Raw genomic sequence first — 24257 nt, forward strand, 5'->3', positions numbered from 1 at the left:
GGCCCCGGACCACCGCGGCCCCGCCGGCCCCTCTCTCTAAGTGCAGCACGAGTAACGAGAGTTCCCTCATGACAGCTGACAGCACTCCGGCGCTCGTGAAACAGGCGGATGCGGATACCGACGGTCCGGCCCCGGCCGGTCCGTCGGCCGCCCGCGCTCCACGGGCGCGCGACACCAAGGCCTACCTCAGGTACGTGGCCGCCAAGATCCTCGGCGCGGCCGTCTCGCTGTTCGCCGTTCTGGTCACCAGCTTCTTCCTCTTCCGGCTCATCCCCAGCGACCCGGTGAAGCAGATGACGGGCGGCCGCCGGGTCTCGGCCGAGCAGCTCGAGTCACTGCGCCGTCAGTTCGGCCTCGACCAGCCGATGTGGCAGCAGTTCACCAGCTACGTCGGCGACGCGCTCACCGGTGACTTCGGCACCTCGTACCAGTTCCACGCCCCGGTGATGGACAAGATCGTCGAGGCGCTTCCGGCGACGCTGCTGCTCACCGGCACGGCGTACGTCCTCTACAGCGCGCTCGGCATCTGGCTGGGCACCCGTACCGCCTGGCGCAACGGCTCCACCAGCGACCGGTTCAACACCGCGCTGGCGCTCACGCTCTACTCGGTGCCGTCGTTCTGGCTCGGCCTCCTCCTGATCATCGTCTTCGCGGTGGGTGTCGGACCGATCCCGGGCATGTTCCCGACCGGCGGTCTGGAGTCGGGCGACGAGACGGGCCTCGCGTACGTCCTGGACGTCGCGCACCACATGGTGCTTCCGGTGATCACCCTGGTCGCCGTCGGCTACGCGCAGACGCTGCTGGTGATGCGCTCCTCGCTGCTCGACGAGATGGGCAGCGACTACCTGACGACGGCCCGCGCGAAGGGGCTGCGCGACGACGCGGTACGCCGCAAGCACGCCGTGCCCAACGCGATGCTGCCGACCTTCACGCTGATGTTCGTCAACCTGGGCCATGTGGTCGCCGGACAGATCCTGGTCGAGACGGTGTTCTCCTGGCCGGGTCTCGGCGGCCTCTTCTACCAGGGGCTCAGCGTCCCTGACCTGCCACTCGTCCAAGGGCTGTTCTTCGTCTTCGCCACCGCGGTGATCCTGGCGAACACCCTGGCCGATGTGCTGTATCCGCTGCTCGATCCCCGGGTGGGCCGATGACTGCCGATTCCATGCCCGCCGCGACCCCCGAAGCCGGGAAGCCCGCGCCCGAGGGGCCGGGGACCGGGGTGTCCAAGAGCCCGCGCGCACTGGCACGGGCCCGCAAGCGCCGCTCCATGGCCCGCTTCTGGCGCGAGTACCGCAGGCACCCGAGTGGCCTGTGGGGGCTGGCCGGGCTGATCCTGATCGGGCTGATCGCCCTGTTCGCGCCGGTGCTGGTCGGCGACGACTCGCAGAGCGTCACCGCCGCCCCCGGCGGGGCGCTGGAGTCCCCGAGCGGCGAGTTCCCGCTCGGCACCGACCAGTTCGGCCGCAGTGTGCTCGCCCTGCTGGTGTGGGGCGCGCGTGTCTCGCTGACCGTGGGGCTGCTCGCCGCCTTCCTGTGCGTCGCCATCGGTACGGTCGTCGGCATCCTCGCGGGCCACTTCCGCGGCTGGTACTCGACGGTCCTGATGCGGGTCACCGACTGGTTCCTGGTCATGCCGACCCTGGTCCTCGCGATCGCGCTGGCCACCGTGATGGACCGCTCGATCTGGACGGTCATCATCGCGATCGGCGTCACCACCTGGCCGACGACGGCCCGGCTGGTGCGGGCGCAGACGCTCGCCGTGGAATCCCGCCCCTACATCGAGCGGGCCCGCGCGCTGGGCGGCGGACACGGCCACATCATGACCCGGCACGTGCTGCCGAACGTGATGCCGCTGGTCCTCGCCCAGACCACGCTGGTGATCTCCAGCGCGATCCTGACCGAGGCCACCCTGGCCTTCCTCGGCCTCGGCGACCCGACCATCACCTCCTGGGGCGGCATGCTCCAGGACGCCCGCGAGGCCGGCGCCGTCAGCTCGGGCGACTGGTGGTACCTGGCACCGCCCGGTATCGCCATCGCCCTGGTGGCACTGGCGTTCACGCTGTGCGGCCGCGCCATCGAGACCGTCCTCAATCCCAAGCTGGGGGTGGCCCGTTGAGCACGACGAGCATCGTCAAGACGCCTCTTCTCCAGGTCCGCGACCTGAAGGTGACGTACGCCGGCGGGGCCCAGGCCGTCCGAGGGGTGAACCTGGAGGTGGCCGCGGGCCAGAAGCTCGGCATCGCCGGGGAGTCGGGGTGCGGGAAGTCGACGCTGGCGCTCGCGCTGCTGCGGCTGCTCCCTGCGGGCACGAAGGTCACCGGCGAGATCCTGCTGAACGGCGAGGACGTCCTCACCATGAAGTGGGGCCGGGTCCGGGCCGTGCGCTGGGCCGGTGCCTCGATCGTCTTCCAGGGCGCCATGCACTCGCTCAACGCGGTGCACCGCATCGGGGACCAGATCGCCGAGCCGATCGTGCTGCACAGCAAGGCCTCCCAGACCGCCGCCCGCAAACGGGCCGGCGAACTGCTGGAGCAGGTGGGACTGCCCGCCGCCCGGGTCGACGCCTATCCGCACGAGCTGTCCGGCGGGCAGCGCCAGCGCGTGATGATCGCGATGGCGCTCGCCTGCGACCCCGGGCTGATCATCGCCGACGAGCCGACGACGGCCCTCGACGTGATGATCCAGGCGCAGATCCTGCGCCTGATCGAACAGCTGGTCTCCGAGCAGGACCTCGGGCTGATCATGATCAGCCATGACCTGGCGGTGCTCTCGGACACCTGCGACCGGCTCGCGGTGATGTACGCGGGACGCGTCGTCGAGCAGGGGCCCGCCTCCGAGGTCTACGAGAACGCCACACACCCGTACAGCAAGGCCCTGTCCGGCGCCTTCCCGCGCATCGGGGACCCGGCCTCCCGGTTCGCTCCCCGGGGGCTGCCGGGCGATCCGCCCGACCCGTCGGCGCTGCCGGCCGGCTGCACGTTCCACCCGCGCTGCCCGGTGGCCCTGGACTCCTGCACCACGCTGGACCAGGAGCTGCGGGACGCCGGGCCCGGACGGCAGGCCGCCTGTGTGCTGGTGGGTCCGCAGGGGGCCGCAGCGCCGGTCCTGCCGGGCGCCGAGGAAGCAAGGAGCACCACATGACCACCACGACGGACCTGCTCAGCGCCCAGGCGCTGCGGGTCGCCTTCCCCGGCAGGCACGGCGCCGAGCCGGCGCGGGCCGTCGACGGCGTCGACCTGGACATCAGGCCGGGCGAGATCGTCGCCCTGGTCGGGGAGTCCGGCTGCGGCAAGACGACCCTGGCGCGTTCGCTGCTGGGCCTGGTCCCGCCGACCTCCGGGCAGATCACGTTCGGCGGCAAGCCGCTCGGCTACGGGAGCCGCGCGCTCAAGGCGTACCGCAAGCGGGTCCAGCTGGTGCTCCAGGACCCGAGTGGCTCGCTGAACCCGCGCCATACGGTGTACGACGCGGTGGCCGAGGGGCTGCGGATCCACCGGTACGGCGGCGACGAGCGGGAGGCGGTGACCAGCGCCCTGTCCCGGGCCGGGCTCCGGCCGCCGGAGCGGTTCTTCCTGCGCTACCCGCACGAGCTGTCGGGCGGCCAGCGCCAGCGCGTCGTGATCGCGGGGGCCCTGGTCCTGGAACCGGAACTCATCGTGGCCGACGAGCCGGTGGCCTCGCTGGACGCCTCGGTGCGCGGCGAGATCCTGGCGCTGCTGCTGCGGCTGCGGGACGAGCTGGGCCTGTCCGCCCTCGTGGTCACGCACGACCTCGGACTGGCGTGGAACATCGCGGACCGGGTGGCCGTGATGTACCTCGGCCGGATCGTGGAGACCGGTGACGTCGAGCAGATCCTGACGGCTCCCCGGCATCCGTACACCCAGGCGCTGCTGTCGGTGCTGCCGGAGGCGGAGGGCGACCCGGTGGTGCTGACCGGCGAGCCGCCGGACCCGTCCAAGGTCCCGTCCGGCTGCCGCTTCCATGTCCGCTGCCAGGTGCTGGCCTCCGGTGAGGCGGAGCGGGCGGGGGTCGCGGACGCCTGCCGTACGAAGGATCTGCCGGTGCTCGCGGGCGGCGGCGAGACGCAGGTGGCGTGCCACTGGGCGAACGCGGTGGTGGCGGCGCCGTCGTCGTAGGCGTGACGTGCGGTGGCGGGCGGGTCCGGGACAGCGGGCCCGCCCGCCGCTGTTCAGTGGTGGATCGCGCCGGACAGTTCGCCGAGCGGCCGCCCCGTGCCGCCCCAGCGGTGCTGGATGATCTCCGCGGCGATCGAGACCGCCGTCTCCTCCGGCGTACGGGCGCCGAGGTCGAGCCCGACGGGTGAGGCGAGCCGGACCAGGTCGGATTCCCGCACCCCTTCTTCGCGCAGCCGGGCGAGCCGGTCGAGATGGGTGCGCCTGCTCCCCATCACACCGATGTACGCGGCCGGCGTGCGCAAGGCCGCGACCAGCAGCGGGACATCGAACTTCGGATCGTGCGTCAGGACGCAGACCACCGTGCGCCCGTCGATCTCGGTGTCCGACAGGTAGGTGTGCGGCCAGGCGCAGACGACCTCGTCCGCGGTGGGGAACCGCTCGCGGGTAGCGAAGGCCGGACGGGCGTCGCACACGGTGACCCGGTACCCGAGGAAGGAGCCGATGCGCGCCGTCGCGGCCGCGTGGTCGATCGCGCCGAAGACGAGCATCCGGGGCGGTGGCGCGTACGTCTGGACGAACACGGACACGTCCTGCATCCGGCGCTCCCCGCGCACCCCGTACCACTGAAGGCCGGTGGCCCCCTGGGCGAGCAGGCCCCGGGCGTCGTCGGTGACCGCCGCGTCGAGCCCCTCGTTGCCGAGCGAGCCCTGTGCGCCGCCGGCCCTGACCACCAGCCGGGCCCCGGCAGCGGCGGAGCCCGGCAGGACGGTGGCCACGGCGACGGGTTCGCCGTCCGCGATCGAGTCCGTGACACCCCGGAGCCATGCGCGGTCGGCCTCGGCGGCGAAGGGCGCGACCAGGACGTCGATCGTGCCGCCGCAGGTCAGTCCGACGCCGAACGCCTCGTCGTCGCTGATCCCGTACGACTGGAGTTGCGGGGTGCCCGAGGCGAGCACCTCGCCGGCCAGCTCGTACACCGCGCCCTCGACACAGCCGCCGGACACGCTTCCCGCCACCGCTCCGTCGGCGGTCACCGCCATCGCGGCGCCCGGGGCGCGCGGGGCGCTGCCTCGGACGGAGACAACCGTGGCCAGGGCGAACGGGGTGCCGGCCTCGTGCCAGGCACGGAGCTCGGAGAGCAGTTCACGCACGGTAGCGACCTCCTCGGGCCCGGCTCACCCGGCCGGGACGCGGCCCACCCTAGGCGAGCCCCGGCGCCCCGGCCCGGTGGCTCAGTCCCGGTCGTAGGCGGCGATCAGCTCGCTGCACCGCTTCACATCGGCGGCCATCGCCACGAGCAGCTCGTCGATCGAGTCGAACTTCAGCATCCCCCGCACGTAGGCGAGGAAGTCCACGGCGACGTGCAGCCCGTACAGGTCGAGGCCGACGCGGTCGATCGCGTACGCCTCCACCGTCCGCTCGGTGGCGTCGAACTGCGGGTTGGTGCCGACCGAGATCGCGGCGGGCATCGCCTCGCCGTTCACGTTCAGCCAGCCCGCGTACACCCCGTCGGCGGGGATCGCGGTGTGCGGCAGGGTCTCCACGTTCGCGGTGGGGAAGCCGAGTTCGCGGCCGCGCTGGGCACCGCGGACGACCACGCCCTCGACGCGGTGCGGGCGGCCCAGGATCTCGGCGGCGCCGGTCATGTCGCCCTCGGCGACCAGGCGCCGGGTGAGGGTGGAGGAGAACGGCTCGCCGCCGCCTGCCTCGCCGCGCACCCGCAGGTCGATGACCTCGACCTGGTAGTCGTACGTGCCGCCGAACTCGGTGAGCAGCCGCACGTTCCCCGCCGCCTTGTGGCCGAAGCGGAAGTTGGGGCCCTCGATGACCAGCTGCGCGTGGAGCTTGTCGACGAGCACCTTCACGATGAAGTCGGCCGGTGCGAGCTTCGAGAAGTCGGTGGTGAACGGCAGGATCAGCAGCGCGTCCACGCCGAGCTCCGCCATCAGTTCGGCGCGCCGGTGGTGGGGGGCGAGCAGCGGCGGGTGGCTGCCGGGCCGCACGACCTCGCTGGGGTGCGGGTCGAACGTCACCACGACCGACGGCACCCCCAGTTCACGGGCCCGCTCGACGGCTCGGCCGATGATCAGCTGGTGTCCGCGGTGCACCCCGTCGTAGGAGCCGATGGTGACGACGCTGCGTCCCCAGTCCTGGGGGATGTCCTCCAAGCCACGCCAGCGCTGCACTCTGACCGCTCCTCGCCCGAACCTGTGTACGTGGGTTTGTCTCTTACGCAGGTCTAAGACTGCCATGCTCACGCTCTGCGGCCTGCATCGGCATGGGCATCGGGGCCCCGAGTGCCTCCACGGTCCGCCACGCGCCGGGACCGACGACCACCGCCCACTCCTGCGGGGCGTCCGCCAGCCACCCGGTAACCATGGCGGCGAATCCGGCCACCTCACGGGCGAGTTCGACCAGTCGCCGGTCGAACCGTGCGGCGCCCTCGGGGGTCCGGACGAGCAGCATCCCGGTGCGGTGGACCAGGGCCCTGGTGCGGGCCCGGCCGCGCCGGGCGCTGCCGGTCGCGGCGGCCCGCAGCAGCGCGTCGAGCACGACCGGGTCCCGGTGCGCACCGCCCTGTTCGAACTCCAGCAGCACTTCCAGCAGCTCGTCCCGCAGCGGCTGCGAGGCCGGGCTGCCGGGCGAGGCCAGCACCCCGGCGAGCGAACCGCGCACCGGCGCTGCCGCCGGCCGGTCCCGGAGCAGCCCGGTCAGCAGGGGCAGCAGCAGGGCGCGGGCGGCGGGCCCGTGCTCCAGCCTGCGGTCGAGGTAGGCGGCGGTGTGGACGGTGTCCTCGGGGTGGCTGTCGACGTAGGCCCGTACGAGCCCGGCGGCGTGCAGGGCGAGCGCGGGGGCGTCGATCCCGGCGAGGGCGCGCAGCACCTCGCCCGCGCTGTCGCCGGATCGCCGGAGGCGCTCGCGGTACGCGGCCAGCACCTGGCCGGGGTGGGTGGGCAGGGCGACCGCGAGCGCGGCCGGGGACAGCCGGGGGCCGCCCGCGGCGAAGGTGCGCAGGGCCTGCGGCAGGCAGCGCTCCCTGGTCTGCGGGTCGGCCACCAGCCGGGTCAGCGCCGGCCCGTGCAGGTCGGTGTCGCCGGGGCGGGCCAGCAGGGCGAGGGCGGAGCGGCGCAACAGCTCGCGGTCGGCCTCTCGGGTGAGGTTCGGTGCGACGACCGCCCCGTAGGAGGCGGCCGCGATCCGCCGGGCGCGGCGTTCGTCGTCGCGGGACCAGCGCTCGACGGCCCGGCAGAGTGCGGCGGGATCGTCCTCGGCCAGGGCCGCGAGCAGCTCGACGGCCCGGGGGTGGTCGGTGGAGACCAGCGCGTCGGCCAGGTCGTCCACGGCGAGGTCGCGGCGGGCGTAGAGGAGGTACTGCGCGGCCGCCGCGACGGTGGGGCGCGGGGCGGCTCCCCGGGCGGCCGCGATGGGCTGTTCGTCGGTGAACCAGGTGCACAGGAGCGGCTGGAGGGCACGCGGATGGGCGGCGAGCCGGCGTGCCACCGCGTCCAGGAAGCGCCCGCCGTCGGCGTCGTCCTCGCCGCGTGGCGGTCCGTCGGCGGGGACGAGCCGACGGAACAGGTCCATCCGGTCCGCCTCGGGCAGCCGCAGCCGCCGCCAGAACCACGGCCCGAACTCCGCGTACACCCCCTGCGGACCGGCCCCGCCCGCCTCGGCGGAACTGCGGACGATGCGCCCGGTGAGCAGCCGGAGCACGCCGAGGTGCGGTCGGGCGTCGGGCACCCGCAGGAGCGTCTCGGCGAGGAGATGCGCGGCCCACCAGCGGGCGTCGGGGGGCGGACAGCCATCGGCGGAGGGCGGCCCGGCGGACGGGGCCTCGGCGGAGGGCGGCTCGGCGGGATCGTCGTCCTGCCGCGCCGAGGTGGCGGCCCCGGCCCCGGACGCGCCCGGGGCATCCGGTGACGGGCCCGGTCCGCCGGTACTCGCCGGCGTCCCCTCCCCTCCGGCCGGCAGCCGGTCCAGCGCCTCGATCAGGTCGGCCAGCCGGTGGGCCAGCGCGGCGGGGCCTTGGCGGCGGCCCAGGACCAGGAGGGCCTGGATCACCGGGCCGATCCGGTGGCGCGGCACCGGGAGGGTGCGCGGCTCGGCGTCCTCGGCTCCCCCGGCCGGGTCCGCGGGGGCGGCGCCGGGGCCTTCGGCCGTGTCCGGGCGGCGGGGGTGCGGAACCCGCCCGGCGCTCTCCGCCGCCGGGGCACCGGGTGCGTGCCAGCGGTGCACCAGCGCCCGCAGCGCCGCGTCCAGGTCCAGATGCGCGCCCTGGACCCAGTCCCCCAGCTCCTCGTGCGCGAAGCGGTAGCCGGCTCCCGCCGGGACCAGCAGGCCCTCGGTGAGCACGGCCGACGCCCAGCCGGTGCGCCACGGGAAGACCTGCTCGAACCCGGTCCGGTCCAGCTCCCCCTGCCCCGGCCCGAGGCAGCGCCGGGCCGCCTCGTGGACCTGGCCCGCCACCTGCGCCGCCAGCCGCCGCACCGCGCTGCCCCGCGGGGCCGGCCGGCACTCGGCGGCGATCCGGACCGCGATGCGCAGGCACATCAGGTCCAGGCGGGCGCCGAAGACCTCCTCGGTGTCCGGCCGCCCCGGTGTGTCCGGCGGCAGTGCCTCGCGCACCTCCGCCAGCAGCCGCAGGGTGAGCGGGTGCCGGTCGTGGCCGGCGGCGAGCGCGTCGGGCGGGAGACCGTACCGCTGCCGGGCCAGCTCGGCCTGCCCGACGGTGAGGTCGTCGACGCGCAGGGCGGACGGCAGCCGCCGGGCGGGCCTGGCCGGGCGGTGCAGTGCGTCCGGCGGGCAGAGTGCGCCCGCGGTCTCCCAGTGCTCGGGGCGGCAGGCGACGACGAGCCGCGCGCCGTTCTCCCGGAGCCAGTCGACCGTGCCCGTGCTCCACCGGGCCAGCCGGTGCGCCAGGACGGGCGGCATCTCCTCGGGACCGTCCAGCAGGACGAGCAGCGGGCTGCCGGAGTCCGCCGCCAGCCGGGCCACCCGTTCCGCGGTGGCGGCGGCCATGTCGCCGAGGGCTCCGGCGGCGGTGACGATGCGGCCGGCCTGCCCCAGCGTGCGGGCGATCGCGTCGGCCACGCAGGTGTCGTCGGCCAGCAGGTCGGCGCCGCGCAGCCACAGGGTGAGCGCGGGCACCTGGCCCCGGACCCGACGGGCGGCGAGCGCGGCGAGCTCGGTGGTGCGGCCGGTGCCCGGCTCCCCCACGAGGCCGAGAACGACCGCGCCCGCCCGCCCGGCCGCCGCCGGTCCGGCGGCGAACGCGCTGAACTCCGCGGTGGCCTCGGGCCGTTCCACCGGATCGGGCCGGACGCCGTGGCCGCCGGCCGAGCCGACGGACATGGCGGTGAGCTGGAGGGCTCCGGCCAGGTTCAGGTCGCGGCCGTAGCCGGGGACGCTCATGGCGTTGCGCCGCAGCAGCTCGCCCAGGGGCCCCCCGTCGCCCGCCCCGGCCAGCGGCACCGCGCATCCGGCGGCGGCGTGTCCGGCCCGCAGGGAGGTGCCGAGCACCGCGATGACCGCGCCGGTGTCCGGGTCGAGGACCGGCCCGCCCACAGCCGCGCCGCCGAGCCGGAGCGCGTCGCTGCCGTCCGTGCCGAGGGCCAGCTCCAGCGCCCGGCCGATCCGGTGGGCGGCGCCGCCGGCCGTGTACGTCACCGGGACCGGGCCCAGGACACGGGCCTCGCGCCAGCCGTGCGCGGCGATCGTCACGTAGGTGCCGGCCTCGATCCGCTCCCGCCCCACGATCGGCAGCGGCTGCGCGCCCAGCGCTTCCGGTCCGCCGGTGGACAGCAGCGCGAGATCCAGCTCGGGCAGGGCGGTGATGTCATCGGCGTCGACGCGGCAGCTGCGCCCGTCCGTACCGTGCAGGACGAGGTGGCCGACCCCGTCGACCGCCTCGTGACTCGTCACGACCGTGCCCCGGTCGTCAGCGACGAACCCGGTCCCCCTCGGCCGGCCGGCCGGATCGCACAGTCGTACCAGCGTCGCCCGGTCCCCGCATCCCATGATCCGACGTTAGGTCCGCCGTGATCGACAAGAGGCCGTTGGAGTAAAAGCGCCCCCGTTCGCACCCTTGATTCACTCCGAGCGCCTGCTCAATGGGGTGAATCAGGAGCGTTCGGCGGACAGGAGGCGATGGGTACCTGTGGAGCGGGCGTCGGGCCCTGCCCGCTCCACAGCGCGGACGCCGAAGACGTTCAGCCGGAAACGTTCAGCCGAAGACGGCGAGGCTCTTGGCCTTGCCCTTCTGCTCCTCGACGAGCACCAGGAACCGCCCGTCGGGCCCGAAGACCGCGACCGGCCCCGGCGGGTAGGCGGGCATGTCGATCCGCATCCCGTTCAGCAGCAGCCTGGCCCGATTCTCGTCGACGTCCCAGCGCGGGAACGCCGAGGCGGCGGCCTCGGCCACCGGCATCACGGTCAGCTCCTCCTGGTGCTGGTCCAGGGTCCTCGCCCCGTCGAGACCGTACGGGCCGACGCGGGTGCGCCGCAGCGCGGTGAGGTGCCCGCCCACGCCGAGTCCGGCGCCGAGGTCGCGGGCGATGGCCCGGATGTAGGTGCCGGAGGAACAGACCACCGAGACGACCAGGTCGACCACCGGGGTGCCGTCCTCGGCGACGGCCTCGCGGACGTCGTAGACGTTGAAGGACGAGATGGTCACCGGCCTGGCCGGGATCTCGAACTCCTCGCCGCCGCGCACCCGCGCGTAGGACCGCTTGCCGTCGATCTTGATGGCGCTGACCTTGGACGGCACCTGCATGATGGCACCGGTCAGCGCGGCGACCCCGGCGTCGATCCCCTCGCGGGTCACTCCGGAGGCGTCGGTGGACGAGGTGATCTCGCCCTCCGCGTCGTCGGTGACGGTGTCCTGGCCGAGCCGGATCGTACCGAGGTACTCCTTCTCGGTCAGCGCGAGATGGCCGAGGAGCTTGGTGGCCTTCTCGACGCCGAGCACGAGCACGCCCGTCGCCATCGGGTCCAGCGTGCCGGCGTGGCCGACGCGGCGGGTCCTGGCGATGCCGCGCATCTTGGCGACGACGTCGTGCGAAGTGAAGCCGGACGGCTTGTCGACGATGACAAGGCCGTCCGGCGTCCTGTTGTTCTGCGCTGTCATTCGGAGGCGGTGTCCTCGTCGGTCTCGTCCTCCGGCTTGCGGTACGGGTCGGCGTCGCCCGCGTACGCGGCGCCCGAGGACGCCTCGCGCACCTTGGCGTCCGAGGCCCGTGCCCGGTCGAGGAGGTCCTCGATCGCCTTGGCGTTCTCGGGGAGCGCGTCCGCCATGAAGGCGAGCGTGGGGGTGAACTTCGTTCCCGCCGCCGCACCGACCGCCGAACGCAGGATGCCCTTCGCGCTCTCCAGACCGGCTGCCGCGCTCGCCCGGTCCTCGTCGTCGCCGTAGACCGTGTAGAAGACCGTGGCCTCCCGCAGGTCGCCGGTGACGCGGGTGTCCGTGATGGTCACGTGCGTACCCAGGCGCGGGTCCTTGATTCCGCGCTGCAGTTTCTCGGCGACCACCTCCTGGATGAGGTCCGCCAGCTTCTTAGCCCGCGCGTTGTCGGCCACTGGTCCGTCTCCTTCTCGCTTTGGACCCGGCCGGGAACCGGGGGCGGCGTCGCCCGCCCTCCGGTTCCCGGCCGGTCCTGCTCAATCGTCTTCGTCGCTGTGCAGCCGCCGCCGTACGGACAGCAGCTCCACTTCCGGCCGGCCGGCGATCAGCCGCTCGCACCGGTCCAGTACGTCCGTGAGGTGCCCGGTGTCCCCGGAGACCACGGCGAGGCCGATCTCGGCCCTGCGATGGAGGTCCTGGCCGCCCGTCTCCGCCACGCTCACCGCGTATTTGCGCTGGAGCTCGGCGACGATCGGACGGACCACGGAGCGCTTCTCCTTCAGCGACCGTACGTCGCCGAGAAGCAGATCGAAGGACAGTGTCCCCACATACATGTATGTCCGGATGTCCCGCCGGTTCGGGTTCGTGCCCCGCCAGTGTTTGGCAGGGACACAAGAACCGTACACGGAACGGCCGGGGCCGATCGACGGAAATACGACCCGTCGACCGGCCCCGACTGTTGAGGTACGGGTCAGCCTCGCGGCTTCTCGCGCATCTCGTACGTCGCGATGACGTCGTCGATCTTGATGTCGTTGAAGTTTCCGAGGTTGATACCGCCCTCGAAGCCTTCGCGGATCTCGGTGACGTCGTCCTTGAAGCGGCGCAGCCCGGAGATGTTGAGGCTCTCCGCGATGACCTTGCCGTCGCGGAGCAGGCGCGCCTTGGTGTTGCGCTTGACCTCGCCGGACCGGACCAGCACACCGGCGATGTTGCCCAGCTTGGACGAGCGGAAGATCTCGCGGATCTCCGCCGTACCGAGCTCGACCTCTTCGTACTCCGGCTTGAGCATGCCCTTGAGGGCCGCTTCGATCTCTTCGATCGCCTGGTAGATGACCGAGTAGTACCGGACGTCCACACCCTCGCGGTCGGCCATCTGCTCGGCACGCCCTGCGGCGCGCACGTTGAAGCCGATCACGATGGCGTCGGAGCCGGTCGCCAGGTTGATGTCCGACTCGGTGACCGCACCCACACCGCGGTGCAGGATCCGGATGTCGACCTCTTCACCGACGTCGAGCTGGAGCAGCGAGGACTCGAGAGCCTCCACCGAACCGGACGCGTCGCCCTTGATGATGAGGTTGAGCTCCTGGACCAGACCGGCCTTGAGCGCCTCGTCCAGGTTCTCCAGGGAGAACCGGACACCCTTGCGGGCGAAGTTGGCGTTGCGCTCACGAGCGGCACGCTTCTCGGCGATCTGACGGGCCGTACGGTCCTCGTCGACCACCAGGAGGTTGTCGCCGGCACCCGGGACGTTGGTGAGACCCAGGACCAGGACGGGGGTCGAGGGACCCGCTTCCTGGACGTTCTGACCGTTGTCGTCGAGCATCGCCCGGACACGGCCGTACGCGTCGCCGACCACCACGGTGTCGCCGATGCGCAGCGTTCCGCGCTGGACCAGGACGGTCGAGACGGCACCTCGGCCTCGGTCGAGGTGGGACTCGATCGCAATACCCTGCGCGTCCTGCTCCGGGTTGGCCCGCAGGTCGAGCGAGGCGTCGGCGGTGAGGACGACGGCCTCCAGAAGAGCCTCGATGTTGAGGCCCTGCTTGGCGGAGATGTCGACGAACATCGTGTCGCCGCCGTACTCCTCGGCCACCAGACCGAACTCGGTGAGCTGACCGCGCACCTTGACCGGGTCGGCACCCTCGACGTCGATCTTGTTGACCGCGACCACGATCGGCACCTCGGCCGCCTTCGCGTGGTTCAGCGCCTCGATCGTCTGGGGCATCACACCGTCGTTCGCCGCCACCACGAGGATCGCGATGTCGGTGGACTTCGCACCACGTGCACGCATGGCGGTGAACGCCTCGTGACCCGGGGTGTCGATGAAGGTGATGCGGCGGTCCTCGCCGTTGACCTCGGCGCCGACCTGGTAGGCACCGATGTGCTGGGTGATGCCACCGGCCTCGCCCGCGACGACGTTCGTCTTGCGGATCGCGTCCAGCAGTCGGGTCTTACCGTGGTCGACGTGACCCATGACGGTCACGACCGGCGGACGGGAGACCAGGGCCTCTTCGCCGCCCTCGTCCTCGCCGAACTCGATGTCGAAGGACTCGAGCAGCTCGCGGTCCTCCTCCTCGGGGCTGACGATCTCCAGGACGAAGTTCATCTCGTCCGCGAGCATCTTCAGCGTCTCGTCCGGGACGGACTGCGTGGCAGTGACCATCTCGCCGAGGTTCATCATCACGCCGACGAGCGACGCCGGGTTCGCGTTGATCTTCTCCGCGAAGTCCGTGAGCGAAGCACCGCGAGACAGCCGGACAGCCTGCCCGTTGCCGCGGGGCAGCATGACGCCGCCCACCGACGGGGCCTGCATCGACTCGTACTCCTGGCGCCTCTGCCGCTTCGACTTGCGACCACGACGCGCGGGACCGCCGGGACGGCCGAAGGCACCCTGCGTGCCACCACGGGCACCGGGGCCACCGGGACGCCCGCCGAAGCCGGGACGACCGCCGAAGCCGCCGCCACCCGGACGACCGGGAGCGCCACCGCCGCCACCGGGACGGCCGGCGAAACCGCCGCCGCCACCACCACCGGGACCGGCCGGACGGCCTGCGAAGCCGCCGCCACCGGGACGGCCTGCGCCGCCACCGCCGCCGGGACGACCGCCGCCGCCACCAGGACCGCGGCCACCGCCGGGGCCACCACCGGGACGCGGGCCGGCAGCGGGACGCTGCGGCATCATGCCCGGGTTGGGACGGTTACCGCCGGCGCCGGGGGCGCCGCCGGGACGAGGAGCCTGCGGGCGCGGCATGCCGCCCGGAGACGGACGTGCGCCGCCCTGACCCTGGGGACGCGGGGCGCCACCGGGGCCGCCCTGCGGACGCGGGGCGCCGGGGCGCTCCGAGCCGCCACCGGGACGCGGGGCGCCGCCGGGACGGGGCGACTGCGGACGGGCCATGCCCGTCGAACCACCGGAGGTGAACGGGTTGTTGCCCGGACGGGGACCCGCCGGACGTGCGCCGGGACGCGGGGCGCCCTGGCCTGCGGGACGTGCCGGACGGTCGCCGCCACGGGCACCGTCGCGCTCGCCGCCACGGCCGCCGTCACGCTGACCACCATCGCGGCCACCGTCACGCTGACCGCCGGCCGGAGCCGGACGGGCGGGGCGGGGACCCGGCGTCGCACCCGCGGGACGCGGGGCCTGCTGCTGCGGTGCGGCCGGCTGCGCGGGGGCCGGGGCCGAGAACTCGGCCGCGGGCACCGGGGTGACCGGGGCGGGCTTCGCGGGTGCGGGCTTGGGGCCCGGACGCGGGCCCGCCGACGGCGCGGCGGCCGCAGCGGGGGTGCTGCTCGGGGCCTCGGCAGCGGCCGGCTTGGCAGCCGGTACGCCGGGCTTCGGGGCAGCGGGACGTTCCGCAGCGGCCGGGGAGGGCGCTGCGGGCTTCACAGGGGCGGCCTTGCGGGGCGCGCCAGGCTTTGCAGCGGACTTGCCGGCGGCGCTGCCACCGGGACCCTGCAGTGCGTCAGTCAACTTGCGTACAACCGGCGCCTCGATCGTCGAGGACGCCGAACGTACGAACTCACCGAGTTCCTGGAGCTTGGCCATGACGACCTTGCTCTCAACTCCGAACTCCTTGGCGAGTTCGTATACCCGGACCTTAGCCACTTCGCTCCTTTTAGGTCCGGGTTACCGCCGGACCGTCGCTACTTCATGGGCGTACTCATCGCGTACTCATCGAGTGCTCATCGCAATCTCGACCTACTTCCAACTCGCGAGGTACCTGACCGCACGGGGACCCGTGCCGTTCAATTTCCTGTTCCTACGGTGTCACCCGTTCGACGAACCGCTGTACCGCTGCGGGGTCGAACGGCCCCTTGGCCTTGAAGGCCCGGGGGAATGCCCGGCGGCGAACCGCCAGGTCGAGACAGACAGATGCGGGGTGTACATATGCACCCCGGCCGGGCAGCGTACCGCGAGGGTCGGGGACGCAAGCGTCTCCGTCCGCCACGATGCGCAGCAGCTCGCTCTTGGCCGCTCGCTCCCGGCAACCCACACAGGTTCGCTCAGGGCAAGCGCGGGCGTGCGTCCGGCCAGACACGTTTAAGTCTACCTCCCCGTACCGACCTCACCCGTTTGGGGCAGAGATCGAACGGATGTTGTCGTGATCTCAGCGGCATGTCGACGAGATCTATTCCTTGTGGACCGCTCCGGACCGGGCCTCGGCGCGCTCCTGCGCGCGCCCCGGCCCGTCGCCGGATCAGTTGCGCTCGGCGCGCTCCCGGGCCCGCTCGGCCCGCTCGCGGTCGGCCACGTCACGCTCGGCGTCGGTCTCGGTGTCCGGGCGGATGTCGATGCGCCAGCCGGTGAGACGGGCGGCGAGACGGGCGTTCTGGCCCTCCTTGCCGATCGCCAGCGACAGCTGGTAGTCGGGCACGGTGACCCGGGCGGAGCGTGCGCCGAGGTCCACGACCTCGACCTCGCTGACCCGGGCGGGCGACAGCGCGTTGGCGACCATCTCGGCCGGGTCGTCCGACCAGTCCACGATGTCGATCTTCTCGCCGAGCAGCTCGGCCATGACATTGCGCACACGGCCGCCCATCGGACCGATGCAGGCGCCCTTGGCGTTGAGTCCGGAACGGGTGGAGCGGACCGCGATCTTGGTACGGTGGCCGGCCTCGCGGGCGATCGCGCAGATCTCGACGGAACCGTCCGCGATCTCCGGGACCTCCAGCGCGAAGAGCTTCTTCACCAGGTTGGGGTGGGTCCGCGACAGCGTCACCGACGGACCGCGCACGCCCTTGGCCACCCGTACGACGTAGGTGCGCAGCCGCAGGCCGTGGGTGTACTCCTCGCCGGGTACCTGCTCCTGCACCGGCAGGATGGCCTCCAGCTTGCCGATGTCGACCAGGACGTTCTTCGGGTCCTTGCCCTGCTGGACGACGCCGGTGACGACATCGCCCTCGTGGCCCGCGTACTCGCCGAACGTGCGGTCGTCCTCGGCGTCGCGCAGCCGCTGCAGGATGACCTGCTTGGCGGTGGTCGCGGCGATCCGGCCGAAGCCCGACGGGGTGTCGTCGAACTCCTTGGGCTCCTGGCCCTCCTCCAGATCGGCCGGGTCCTCCTTTGCCCACACCGTCACGTGGCCGCGCTCGTCCAGCTCCACGCGCGCCCTGCGGTGGCTGCCGTCGGTGCGGTGGTACGCGATGAGGAGGGCCGACTCGATCGCCTCGACGAGCACGTCGAACGGGATCTCCTTGTCCTGCGCCAAGCCCTTCAGAAGCTTCACATCGATGTCCACGGCTACGCCTCCTCTTCCTTCTTGTCCTTGCGGTTGAATTCCAGCTCCACGCGCGCCCTGGCGATCTCCGTGAAGGCGATGCGGCGGGACGTGGGCTTGCGGCCCTTGACACCCGGGACCTCGAGATCGAGGCCCTCCTCGTCGACCGCGAGGATGCGGGCCACCAGCTCGCCGCCCTCGTTCAGGGTCAGCCTGGCCAGGCGGCCGGTGTTGCGTACGTAGTGGCGGTGCTCGGTCAACGGGCGGTCGGCGCCGGGAGAGCTGACCTCCAGGACGTACTCTTCCTCGCCCATCGCGTCGGTCTCGTCGAGCTTCTCGGAGATCGCGCGGCTCAGATCCGCGCAGGTGTCGAGCTCCACGCCCTCTTCGGAGTCCACGATGATCCGCAGCACCCGGCGACGGCCGGCCCGGGACACTTCGATCTCTTCCAGATCCAGCTGCTCGGCGCTGACGAGCGGTTCTACCAGCCCGCGCAGCCTCTCGCTCTGGGTGGTGCTCATCCGGGTGACTCCTCGGCCGCGTGTGCTGTTGTGGGGATCGTCGCGTGTCTGGGTCAAAGGGTATCCGGTCCCAAGGGGTGTTGCCGTCCGCCGGCCCCGCGAGCGCGGGTACGCTCGCCTGCGGTGATCACTTCCGGACACATCCGGTCAAGACAGGTCCAGGCCCGAAGGAGAACAGGTGCGGCGCACGGGGACGACGCGCAGGGGCGCGCTCACCGCGACGGGGGCGATCGCCATGGGGGCGGTGCTGGCCGGCTGCGGAGACGGTGCCGACGAGAGCGGCGGCCGGAAGGGCTCGTCACCCGCCGACGCCCGTACCGCCTCCGACAGCGCGTCGGCGGTACGTGCGGAGACCTCGCTCCGGAAGAAGGCCGCCGGTGTGTCCGCGTCCCTGCTGGGGCAGTACGAGAACGTGCTCGCCGCCCATCCGGCGACCGCGGCCGGGCTCACCCCGCTGCGCGACGCCGTACGTGCCCACGTCCAGGCCCTCGCCCCGGGCGGCGGGGCCTCGCTCGAATTCGTCCGGACCCGGCCCGCAGGCAGCCCCCCGGAGGCCGTCAAGGCGCTGGCCGCCGGCGAGCGCCGTGCCTCGGCCGCGCACACGGCGGCCCTGCTGGACGCGCCGCCGGAGCTGGCCCGGCTGCTCGCCTCGGTCGCTGCGGCCGCTTCGGCGCACTCCTACCTGCTGACCGAACTGGCCAAGGAGACGAAGGCGTGAGCGACAAGGACCCGCGCGACGCGACGCTGAAGGCCGCACAGGCGGCACTGGCCGCCGAACACGCCGCCGTGTACGGGTACGGGGTGGCGGGCGGCCGGGTCGCCGCGGACCGCCGCGCCGAGGCCACCGCCGCGCACCACGCCCACCGGGCCCGCCGCGACGCGCTGGTGCGCACCGTGCGCGGCCTGGGCGGTGAACCGGTGGCGGCGGACCCCGCGTACGCTCTGCCGTTCGCGGTGCCCGGCGCGGCCGAGGCGGTGCGGCTCGCCGCCGTCCTGGAGGACCGGGTGGCGGACGTCTACTCCGACCTCGTACGGGCCGCCGACGGGCCGCTGCGGCGGGACGCCGCGGACGCGCTGCGGGAGGCCGCGGTGCGCGCGGTCCGCTGGCGGGGCAGCGGCGTACCCTTTCCCGGGCTCGTCGAGCGGGCCGCCGACGGTTCCCGCAAGGACGGTGCCGGTGAGAAGGACGAGGCGGCGGGTACCGACGCGAAGACCGGCCCGGACACGAAGGGCCGGACCGGCGCGACGCACTGAAGCAGGCTCTGAAAGGGAACACGGCACGTATGGGTTTTGAACCGCCGCAGCGTCTGGTGCGAGCGCTCGGCGAGTCGTACGGGGGTACGGCCGCCGGGGAATGGCTCGCGGAGCTTCCCGAACTGACCGAACGAGCGCTGGCCGGACGGGACCTGTCCGTGGACCGGGTCGCCGCCCCGGGCGGGCGCAGCAGCCTGGTCCTCCTGGTGCGGGGCGACGACGGCGCCCCGGCGGCGCTGAAGATCTCTCCGTCGGGGGCCGCGCCCGAACTCGAACGGGCGGCGCTGGCGCACTGGAACGGCTGGGGCGCGGCCCAGCTGATCGCGCCGGGTGAGGACCTGCTCCCCGGACACGCCGGGGCCGGCGCCCTGCTCCTGGAACGGCTGCACCCCGAGGTGTCGCTGCGCTCGCTGCCGGAGGCCAAGGCCCTGCTGGAGGCGGCGGGCACGGTACGGCGGCTGTGGGTCGAGCCGCCCGCCGCTCACGCCTTCGAGACGGTCGCGGTGCGGACCGCGCGGCGGACCGCACCGATGCGGGCCGCCGCCGAGGCCGATCCGGATCTCGGACCCCTGGTCGCCGCGGCTCTGGCGGTGCGCGGGGAACTGCTCGCCCACTCCCCCGAATCCCTGCTGCTGCACGGCAACTTCCGGCAGAGCAAGGTGCTCTCCGGAGAGCGCGCGCCCTGGCTGACGGTGGGGCCCGAGCCGCTGGTCGGCGAGCGGGCCTACGACCTGGCGCGGCTGGTGCGCGACCGGGTCGAGGACCTGATCGCCTCCTCCGGCGGAGCGATGACCGCCCGGCGCAGGATCAAGCGGCTCGCGGAGGCCCTTGAGGTGGACCGCGAGCGGCTGCACGGCTGGACGCTGTTCCGCGCGGTGGAGTCGGGCACCCGGGCGCTGGCCGCGGGCCGCCGCCAGGAGGGCGAAGTGACGCTGGAGTTCGCGGGCTGGCTGTAGCCGGACGCGAGGGGCCGGGGCACGCCGGGATACGGGCGGTCCGGCGGGGCAGCGGCCCGGCGGGGACTCCTTGACCTGAAGCATGATTGAGGTTCTAGCGTGGCGTCAGGTTCATCATCTGACGACGGGAACGCACTCATGATCCTCGTGACCGGAGCCACCGGGAACATCGGCAGTGCCCTGCTGAAGGAACTTCACGCACACGGTGCCGGGCCGCTCCGGGGGCTCACCCGCGACGCCTCGCGGGCCGTCCTGCCCGACGGGGTCGAGGCCGTGCAGGGCGACTTCGCGGATCCGGCGTCGCTGAAGCCCGCACTGGACGGGGTGCGCTCGATGTTCCTGGTCTCGCGGCTGGGCCCGGACGCCGACATCCTCGAAGCCGCCCGGCAGGCGGGTGTGGAGCACGTCGTGCTGGTGTCGTCCATCACCGTCCTGACCCACCCCCGCCTCGGGCCCGCCGGCGAGAACCTCGCGGTGGAGCAGCTGCTGAGGGCCGGCGGCATGGCCTGGACGATCCTGCGGCCGACGCAGTTCGCCTCGAACGCCCTGATGTGGGCGGCCTCCGTCCGCGACCACGAGACCGTTCACGCGCCCTACGCCGACACGGCGCTGCCGACGATCCACCCGGCGGACATCGCGTCGGTGGCACGGGTGGCGCTGACCGAGCCCGGCCACCGGGGTCAGAGCTACGCCCTGACCGGTCCGGAACCGGTGACCGCCCGGCAGCAGACCGAGGCCATAGCCGCCGCGCTGGGCCGGGAGGTTCCCTTCGCGGGGATCAGCCGCCAGGAGGCGTACGCGCAGATGGCAGCGGTCTTCGGGGCCGAGGCCGCCGACGCGGTGCTCGACGTCACCGGCGGCGACGTGAACGACGAGCTGCTGATGGTGCGTGACACGGTCTCGCAGGTCACCGGAGCCCCCGCCCGTACCTTCCGGCAGTGGGCTGCGGAGAACGCCGACGCCTTCCGCTGAACCACCTGGACCCGCCCCGGACAGCACTTCGTCCCGCCGGAGGAACCGGCGGGACGAAGTTCTTGCCGGGACAGGGCCCCGGACGGCGTTGCGGGGTGGTCAGCCCTGCTGGGTGAGACGGGCGATCGCCTCGTCGACGGTGAGCTCCTCGCGCTCGCCCGTGCGGCGGTCCTTGAGCTCCAGGACGCCCTCGGCCGAGCGGCGGCCGGCGACCAGGATCTGCGGGACGCCGATCAGCTCGGAGTCGGTGAACTTGACGCCGGGCGAGACGCCCGCGCGGTCGTCGACCAGGACGCGCAGACCGGCCGCGTTCAGCTTCTCGGAGACGTCGAGGGCCAGCTCGGTCTGGAGCGCCTTGCCCGCGGCGACCACGTGCACATCGGCCGGGGCGATCTCCCGGGGCCAGCACAGACCCTTGTCGTCGGCGGTCTGTTCGGCGAGCGCGGCGACGGCGCGGGAGACGCCGATGCCGTACGAGCCCATCGTGACGCGGACGGGCTTGCCCTGCTGGCCGAGGACGTCGAGGGAGAAGATGTCGGCGTACTTGCGGCCGAGCTGGAAGATGTGGCCGATCTCGATGGCGCGGTCCACCTGGAGGCCGGTGCCGCAGTTGGGGCAGGGGTCTCCGGCCTCGACGACGACGACGTCGAGGTAGTCGTCGACCTCGAAGTCACGGCCCGCGACGACGTTCTTCGCGTGCTTGCCGTCCTTGTTGGCACCCGTGATCCACGCGGTGCCCGAGGCGATGCGCGGGTCGGCGATGTAGCGGACCTTGTCCAGCCCCTGCGGGCCGACGTAGCCGCGCACCAGGTCGGGGCGGCCGGCGAAGTCCTCGGCGGTGACGAGCTCGACGACGGAGGGGGCCAGGTGCTCACCGAGCTTGCCGAGGTCGACCTCGCGGTCGCCGGGCACGCCCACGGCCACGATCTCGCCGTCGACCTTGACCAGGAGGTTCTTCAGGGTGGCGGAGGCCGGCACGCCCAGGTGGGCGGCGAGGGTCTCGATGGTCGGGGTGTCGGGGGTGTCCAGCTCCTCGACGGGACCGGTCGCCGAGCCGTCGGCCGGGGTGGCGTTGAACGTCACGGCCTCGGTGTTGGCGGCGTAGTCGCAGTTCGGACAGTCGACGAAGGTGTCCTCACCGGCCGGGGCGGGCGCCAGGAACTCCTCGGAGGCCGAGCCGCCCATGGCGCCGGAGACGGCGGAGACGATGCGGTGGTCGAGACCGAGCCGCTCGAAGATCCGGATGTAGGCGGCGCGGTGCAGCTGGTACGCCTCGGCGAGACCCTCGTCGGTGGTGTCGAAGGAGTACGAGTCCTTCATCTGGAACTCGCGGCCGCGCAGCACTCCGGCGCGGGGGCGGGCCTCGTCGCGGTACTTGGTCTGGATCTGGTAGAGGATCACCGGCAGGTCCTTGTAGGACGAGCACATGTCCTTGACGACCTGGGTGAAGATCTCCTCGTGGGTCGGGCCGAGGAGGTAGTCGGCGCCCTTGCGGTCCTTGAGCCGGAACAGCAGGTCGCCGTACTCGTCGTACCGGCCGCTCGCCTGGTACGCCTCCTTGGGCAGCAGCGCGGGGAGGAGGACCTCCTGGCCGCCGATGGCGTCCATCTCCTCGCGGACGACGCGGCTGACGTTCTCGAGGACCTTCTTGCCCAGCGGCAGCCAGGACCAGATGCCGGCGGCGGTGCGACGTACGTATCCGGCCCGGACGAGCAGCTTGTGGTTGAGCGTCTCGGCGTCCGCCGGGTCGTCGCGCAGTGTCTTGATCATCAATCGGGACATGCGCTGGACCTGGGCCATGGTGAACTCCTGCTCGGAAGGGTGGTGTGCAGGAGGTTAGCCGGGCGGCACGGGCGGGCGGAAATCGATTCGCTCAGCCACGCTCCGCGCGGAGCAGCGGAAGCGGTGCTCCCATGACCGCGTACGGCTTGGGAGCGCTGGGGAAGTGCACCTGCCGGGCCAGGTCCCGGTAGCCGAGAGAGCGGTACAGACCGCGGGCCGGGCTGTCCGTGTCGATCGCGGAGAGGATGGAGCGGGGCTGGTCCACGGCATCGGTGATGGTGGTGATCAGGGTGCGGCCGATCCCGTGGTTCTGGAACTCCGGGTGGACGTGCAGTTCGGTGATCACGAAGGAGTCGTCGAGCCAGTGTGCGGAGCCGGTGGCGCGCAGGCAGGGCTCGACGACGGTGGACCACCAGTGGCCGCGTTCGTTCGGCATGCCGTAGACGAAGCCGACGAGCCGGTCGTCCGGGGTCAGGGCGCCGAGCGCGCGGGCGCAGGGGTGGTCGAGGTGTCTGAGGACGATGTGGCGGCGTACTTCGATCTCGTCGGGGCCGAGGCCGAAGGCGACGGCCTGGACGGCGAGCGCCTCGTCCACGCGTGCGGCGAGATCGATCGGTCCGATCCGGACGCTGGGTGTGTGGGGGCCGCCCCCGGAAGCTGCTGCCATGGACAGACCCTACTGTCCGTGGCGGTGGGCGGGGTACGGGCCGGCGCGGAACGGGTACGGCACGAGCGGCCGGGTCAGAACAGCACGCTCATGAACGCGCCGACCTCACGGAAGCCGATGCGGCTGTAGGACCTGCGCGCGGGGGTGTTGTAGTCGTTCACGTAGAGGCTGACGACCGGGGCGATGTCGGCCAGCGCGTAACGCAGGACGGCCGCCATACCGGCCTCGGAGAGGCCTCGGCCGCGGAACTCGGGGGCGACCCAGACGCCCTGGATCTGACAGGCCTGTGTGGTGGTGGCGCCGATCTCGGCCTTGAAGACGACCTTGCCGTCCTCGATGCGGGCGAAGGAGCGGCCGGCGGCGATGAGCTCCGCGACGCGGGCCTGGTAGAGGAGTCCGCCGTCGCCGGCCAGCGGGGAGATGCCTACCTCCTCGGTGAACATGGCGACGCAGGCCGGCATCAGGATGTCCATCTCGTCCTTGCGGACGCGGCGGACCAGTGGATCGGGTGTCACGTCGGCTGCGGGGCTCTCGGTGACCATGAGGGGCTGGTTGGCCCGGACCTCGCGGGCGGGGCCCCAGCCCGGTTCGAGGAGCCGCCACAGCTGTGCGGTCGGCTCGGCGGGGCCGACGATCGAGGAGCAGCGGCGGCCGGCCCGGCGGGCCCGGTCCGCGAAGGCCCTGACGGCTTCGGGGCCGGCGCAGATGGGGACGAGGTTGGCCCCGGAGTAGCAGAGGGAGCGCAGCCGCCCGTTGGCGTACCAGCCCCACATCTCACCGCCGAGGCGCCATGGGTCCAGGCCCGCGATCTGGACCCGGGAGGTCACGAAGGCGTTGGCTACTGGTTCGCTCTCCAGCACCGCGAGTGCGGCGCCGAGGTCGCTGGGTTCGAGGACCCGAGTGGTGGTCTGCGTCAACACGAGGGGGCCTCACCATGCGGTCTGCGTATTTCCGCACTGTACCCAAAGAGCCCGGGAGGCGCCGCTCGTGGCCGTGAACAGCTTGCGCGGAACGCGGTGACCTCGCTCACGGGCAACGCCCCGCGCCCGGTGGGCGGATTCTTGGGGTCCTCGCAACACCTGATGGCTTATGTGGCCGTCAGTAGATCACGCAGGCGCTCGGCTGGGGTTTT

At 72.9% G+C, this 24257-nt stretch carries 21 protein-coding genes; 8 read left to right on the forward strand and 13 right to left on the reverse strand.

Annotated features, from left to right (window positions below; all coding sequences use genetic code 11):
• The first annotated feature begins 68 nt into the window (after positions 1-68).
• Genes ACGFU6_RS37730 through ACGFU6_RS37745 form a run of 4 tightly spaced genes read left to right on the forward strand, consistent with a single transcriptional unit; the run spans position 69 to position 4136 of the window.
• The gene (locus ACGFU6_RS37730; RefSeq protein WP_393617080.1) at positions 69-1151 is read left to right on the forward strand and encodes an ABC transporter permease; all 1083 of its coding nucleotides are present in this window, start codon (positions 69-71) and stop codon (positions 1149-1151) included.
• A complete protein-coding gene (locus ACGFU6_RS37735) occupies positions 1148-2116 on the forward strand; it encodes an ABC transporter permease (RefSeq protein WP_393617081.1) in 969 nt (322 codons plus the stop codon). Before ACGFU6_RS37730 ends, ACGFU6_RS37735 begins: the two co-directional genes overlap by 4 nt.
• Positions 2113-3141 carry an ABC transporter ATP-binding protein gene (locus ACGFU6_RS37740; RefSeq protein WP_393617082.1) on the forward strand — a complete coding sequence of 343 codons (1029 nt, stop codon included), beginning with the start codon at positions 2113-2115 and terminating at the stop codon, positions 3139-3141. Before ACGFU6_RS37735 ends, ACGFU6_RS37740 begins: the two co-directional genes overlap by 4 nt.
• Positions 3138-4136 (forward strand): oligopeptide/dipeptide ABC transporter ATP-binding protein, encoded by a 999-nt coding sequence (locus tag ACGFU6_RS37745; protein ID WP_393617083.1) that lies wholly within the window; start codon positions 3138-3140, stop codon positions 4134-4136. The genes ACGFU6_RS37740 and ACGFU6_RS37745 overlap by 4 nt, the downstream gene beginning before the upstream one ends.
• A gap of 53 nt (positions 4137-4189) precedes the next feature.
• On the opposite strand, the gene ACGFU6_RS37750 is transcribed toward ACGFU6_RS37745, so the two are convergent.
• The 10 genes from ACGFU6_RS37750 to rimP all read right to left on the reverse strand — a co-directional run bounded on the left by ACGFU6_RS37750 (position 4190) and on the right by rimP (position 17494).
• Positions 4190-5287, reverse strand: a complete 1098-nt coding sequence (locus ACGFU6_RS37750; protein ID WP_393617084.1) for an XdhC family protein — start codon at positions 5285-5287, stop codon at positions 4190-4192.
• A gap of 81 nt (positions 5288-5368) precedes the next feature.
• Positions 5369-6322, reverse strand: a complete 954-nt coding sequence (locus tag ACGFU6_RS37755; RefSeq protein WP_393617085.1) for a bifunctional riboflavin kinase/FAD synthetase — start codon at positions 6320-6322, stop codon at positions 5369-5371.
• A 43-nt stretch (positions 6323-6365) separates the two neighbouring features.
• A complete protein-coding gene (locus tag ACGFU6_RS37760) occupies positions 6366-10154 on the reverse strand; it encodes a trypsin-like peptidase domain-containing protein (protein WP_393617086.1) in 3789 nt (1262 codons plus the stop codon).
• Positions 10155-10359: 205 nt separating this feature from the next.
• Complete coding sequence (truB, locus tag ACGFU6_RS37765) at positions 10360-11262, reverse strand: tRNA pseudouridine(55) synthase TruB (RefSeq protein ID WP_393617087.1); 903 nt, start codon at positions 11260-11262, stop codon at positions 10360-10362.
• Complete coding sequence (gene rbfA, locus ACGFU6_RS37770; protein ID WP_123523220.1) at positions 11259-11711, reverse strand: 30S ribosome-binding factor RbfA; 453 nt, start codon at positions 11709-11711, stop codon at positions 11259-11261. The genes truB and rbfA overlap by 4 nt, the downstream gene beginning before the upstream one ends.
• 81 nt (positions 11712-11792) lie before the next feature.
• Complete coding sequence (locus tag ACGFU6_RS37775) at positions 11793-12089, reverse strand: DUF503 domain-containing protein (protein ID WP_073739168.1); 297 nt, start codon at positions 12087-12089, stop codon at positions 11793-11795.
• Between the two features lie 137 nt (positions 12090-12226).
• The gene (gene infB, locus ACGFU6_RS37780; RefSeq protein WP_393617088.1) at positions 12227-15361 is read right to left on the reverse strand and encodes a translation initiation factor IF-2; all 3135 of its coding nucleotides are present in this window, start codon (positions 15359-15361) and stop codon (positions 12227-12229) included.
• Between the two features lie 154 nt (positions 15362-15515).
• Complete coding sequence (locus tag ACGFU6_RS37785) at positions 15516-15794, reverse strand: YlxR family protein (protein WP_072489326.1); 279 nt, start codon at positions 15792-15794, stop codon at positions 15516-15518.
• Positions 15795-15953: 159 nt separating this feature from the next.
• Positions 15954-16994, reverse strand: coding sequence for a transcription termination factor NusA (nusA, locus tag ACGFU6_RS37790; protein ID WP_073739165.1), 1041 nt, complete (start codon positions 16992-16994; stop codon positions 15954-15956).
• Between the two features lie 2 nt (positions 16995-16996).
• Positions 16997-17494, reverse strand: a complete 498-nt coding sequence (gene rimP, locus ACGFU6_RS37795; RefSeq protein WP_123523222.1) for a ribosome maturation factor RimP — start codon at positions 17492-17494, stop codon at positions 16997-16999.
• 178 nt (positions 17495-17672) lie between these two features.
• Between rimP and ACGFU6_RS37800 the strand changes: the two genes are divergently transcribed.
• The 4 genes from ACGFU6_RS37800 to ACGFU6_RS37815 all read left to right on the forward strand — a co-directional run bounded on the left by ACGFU6_RS37800 (position 17673) and on the right by ACGFU6_RS37815 (position 20676).
• Positions 17673-18212: a hypothetical protein gene (locus ACGFU6_RS37800; protein WP_393617089.1), complete on the forward strand. Its 540-nt coding sequence runs from the start codon at positions 17673-17675 to the stop codon at positions 18210-18212.
• Positions 18209-18748 carry a ferritin-like domain-containing protein gene (locus ACGFU6_RS37805; RefSeq protein WP_393617090.1) on the forward strand — a complete coding sequence of 180 codons (540 nt, stop codon included), beginning with the start codon at positions 18209-18211 and terminating at the stop codon, positions 18746-18748. The genes ACGFU6_RS37800 and ACGFU6_RS37805 overlap by 4 nt, the downstream gene beginning before the upstream one ends.
• A 29-nt stretch (positions 18749-18777) precedes the next feature.
• Positions 18778-19704, forward strand: coding sequence for an aminoglycoside phosphotransferase family protein (locus tag ACGFU6_RS37810; protein ID WP_393617091.1), 927 nt, complete (start codon positions 18778-18780; stop codon positions 19702-19704).
• 138 nt (positions 19705-19842) lie between these two features.
• On the forward strand, positions 19843-20676 hold the full coding sequence (locus ACGFU6_RS37815; protein ID WP_393617092.1) for an NAD(P)H-binding protein: 834 nt from the start codon (positions 19843-19845) through the stop codon (positions 20674-20676).
• A 99-nt stretch (positions 20677-20775) separates the two neighbouring features.
• Here the strand turns inward: ACGFU6_RS37815 and ACGFU6_RS37820 are convergent, their stop codons facing one another.
• From ACGFU6_RS37820 to ACGFU6_RS37830, 3 genes are all read right to left on the reverse strand, one after another.
• Positions 20776-22476, reverse strand: a complete 1701-nt coding sequence (locus ACGFU6_RS37820) for a proline--tRNA ligase (protein WP_393617093.1) — start codon at positions 22474-22476, stop codon at positions 20776-20778.
• Positions 22477-22549: 73 nt separating this feature from the next.
• The gene (locus tag ACGFU6_RS37825; protein ID WP_393617094.1) at positions 22550-23125 is read right to left on the reverse strand and encodes a GNAT family N-acetyltransferase; all 576 of its coding nucleotides are present in this window, start codon (positions 23123-23125) and stop codon (positions 22550-22552) included.
• Positions 23126-23199: 74 nt separating this feature from the next.
• On the reverse strand, positions 23200-24042 hold the full coding sequence (locus ACGFU6_RS37830) for a GNAT family N-acetyltransferase (RefSeq protein WP_393617096.1): 843 nt from the start codon (positions 24040-24042) through the stop codon (positions 23200-23202).
• Positions 24043-24257 lie beyond the last annotated feature (215 nt).

The organism is Streptomyces sp. NPDC048462 (genome assembly GCF_043200175.1).
Taxonomy (GTDB): domain Bacteria; phylum Actinomycetota; class Actinomycetes; order Streptomycetales; family Streptomycetaceae; genus Streptomyces.

Coding starts and splice junctions, on each gene's coding strand:
- ACGFU6_RS37730 (WP_393617080.1), top strand. CDS start 69: ATGACAGCTGACAGCACTCCGGCGCTCGTGAAACAGGCGGATGCGGAT.
- ACGFU6_RS37735 (WP_393617081.1), top strand. CDS start 1,148: ATGACTGCCGATTCCATGCCCGCCGCGACCCCCGAAGCCGGGAAGCCC.
- ACGFU6_RS37745 (WP_393617083.1), top strand. CDS start 3,138: ATGACCACCACGACGGACCTGCTCAGCGCCCAGGCGCTGCGGGTCGCC.
- ACGFU6_RS37760 (WP_393617086.1), bottom strand. CDS start 10,154: ATGGGATGCGGGGACCGGGCGACGCTGGTACGACTGTGCGATCCGGCC.
- truB (WP_393617087.1), bottom strand. CDS start 11,262: ATGACAGCGCAGAACAACAGGACGCCGGACGGCCTTGTCATCGTCGAC.
- ACGFU6_RS37775 (WP_073739168.1), bottom strand. CDS start 12,089: ATGTATGTGGGGACACTGTCCTTCGATCTGCTTCTCGGCGACGTACGG.
- rimP (WP_123523222.1), bottom strand. CDS start 17,494: ATGAGCACCACCCAGAGCGAGAGGCTGCGCGGGCTGGTAGAACCGCTC.
- ACGFU6_RS37810 (WP_393617091.1), top strand. CDS start 18,778: ATGGGTTTTGAACCGCCGCAGCGTCTGGTGCGAGCGCTCGGCGAGTCG.
- ACGFU6_RS37815 (WP_393617092.1), top strand. CDS start 19,843: ATGATCCTCGTGACCGGAGCCACCGGGAACATCGGCAGTGCCCTGCTG.
- ACGFU6_RS37820 (WP_393617093.1), bottom strand. CDS start 22,476: ATGGCCCAGGTCCAGCGCATGTCCCGATTGATGATCAAGACACTGCGC.
- ACGFU6_RS37825 (WP_393617094.1), bottom strand. CDS start 23,125: ATGGCAGCAGCTTCCGGGGGCGGCCCCCACACACCCAGCGTCCGGATC.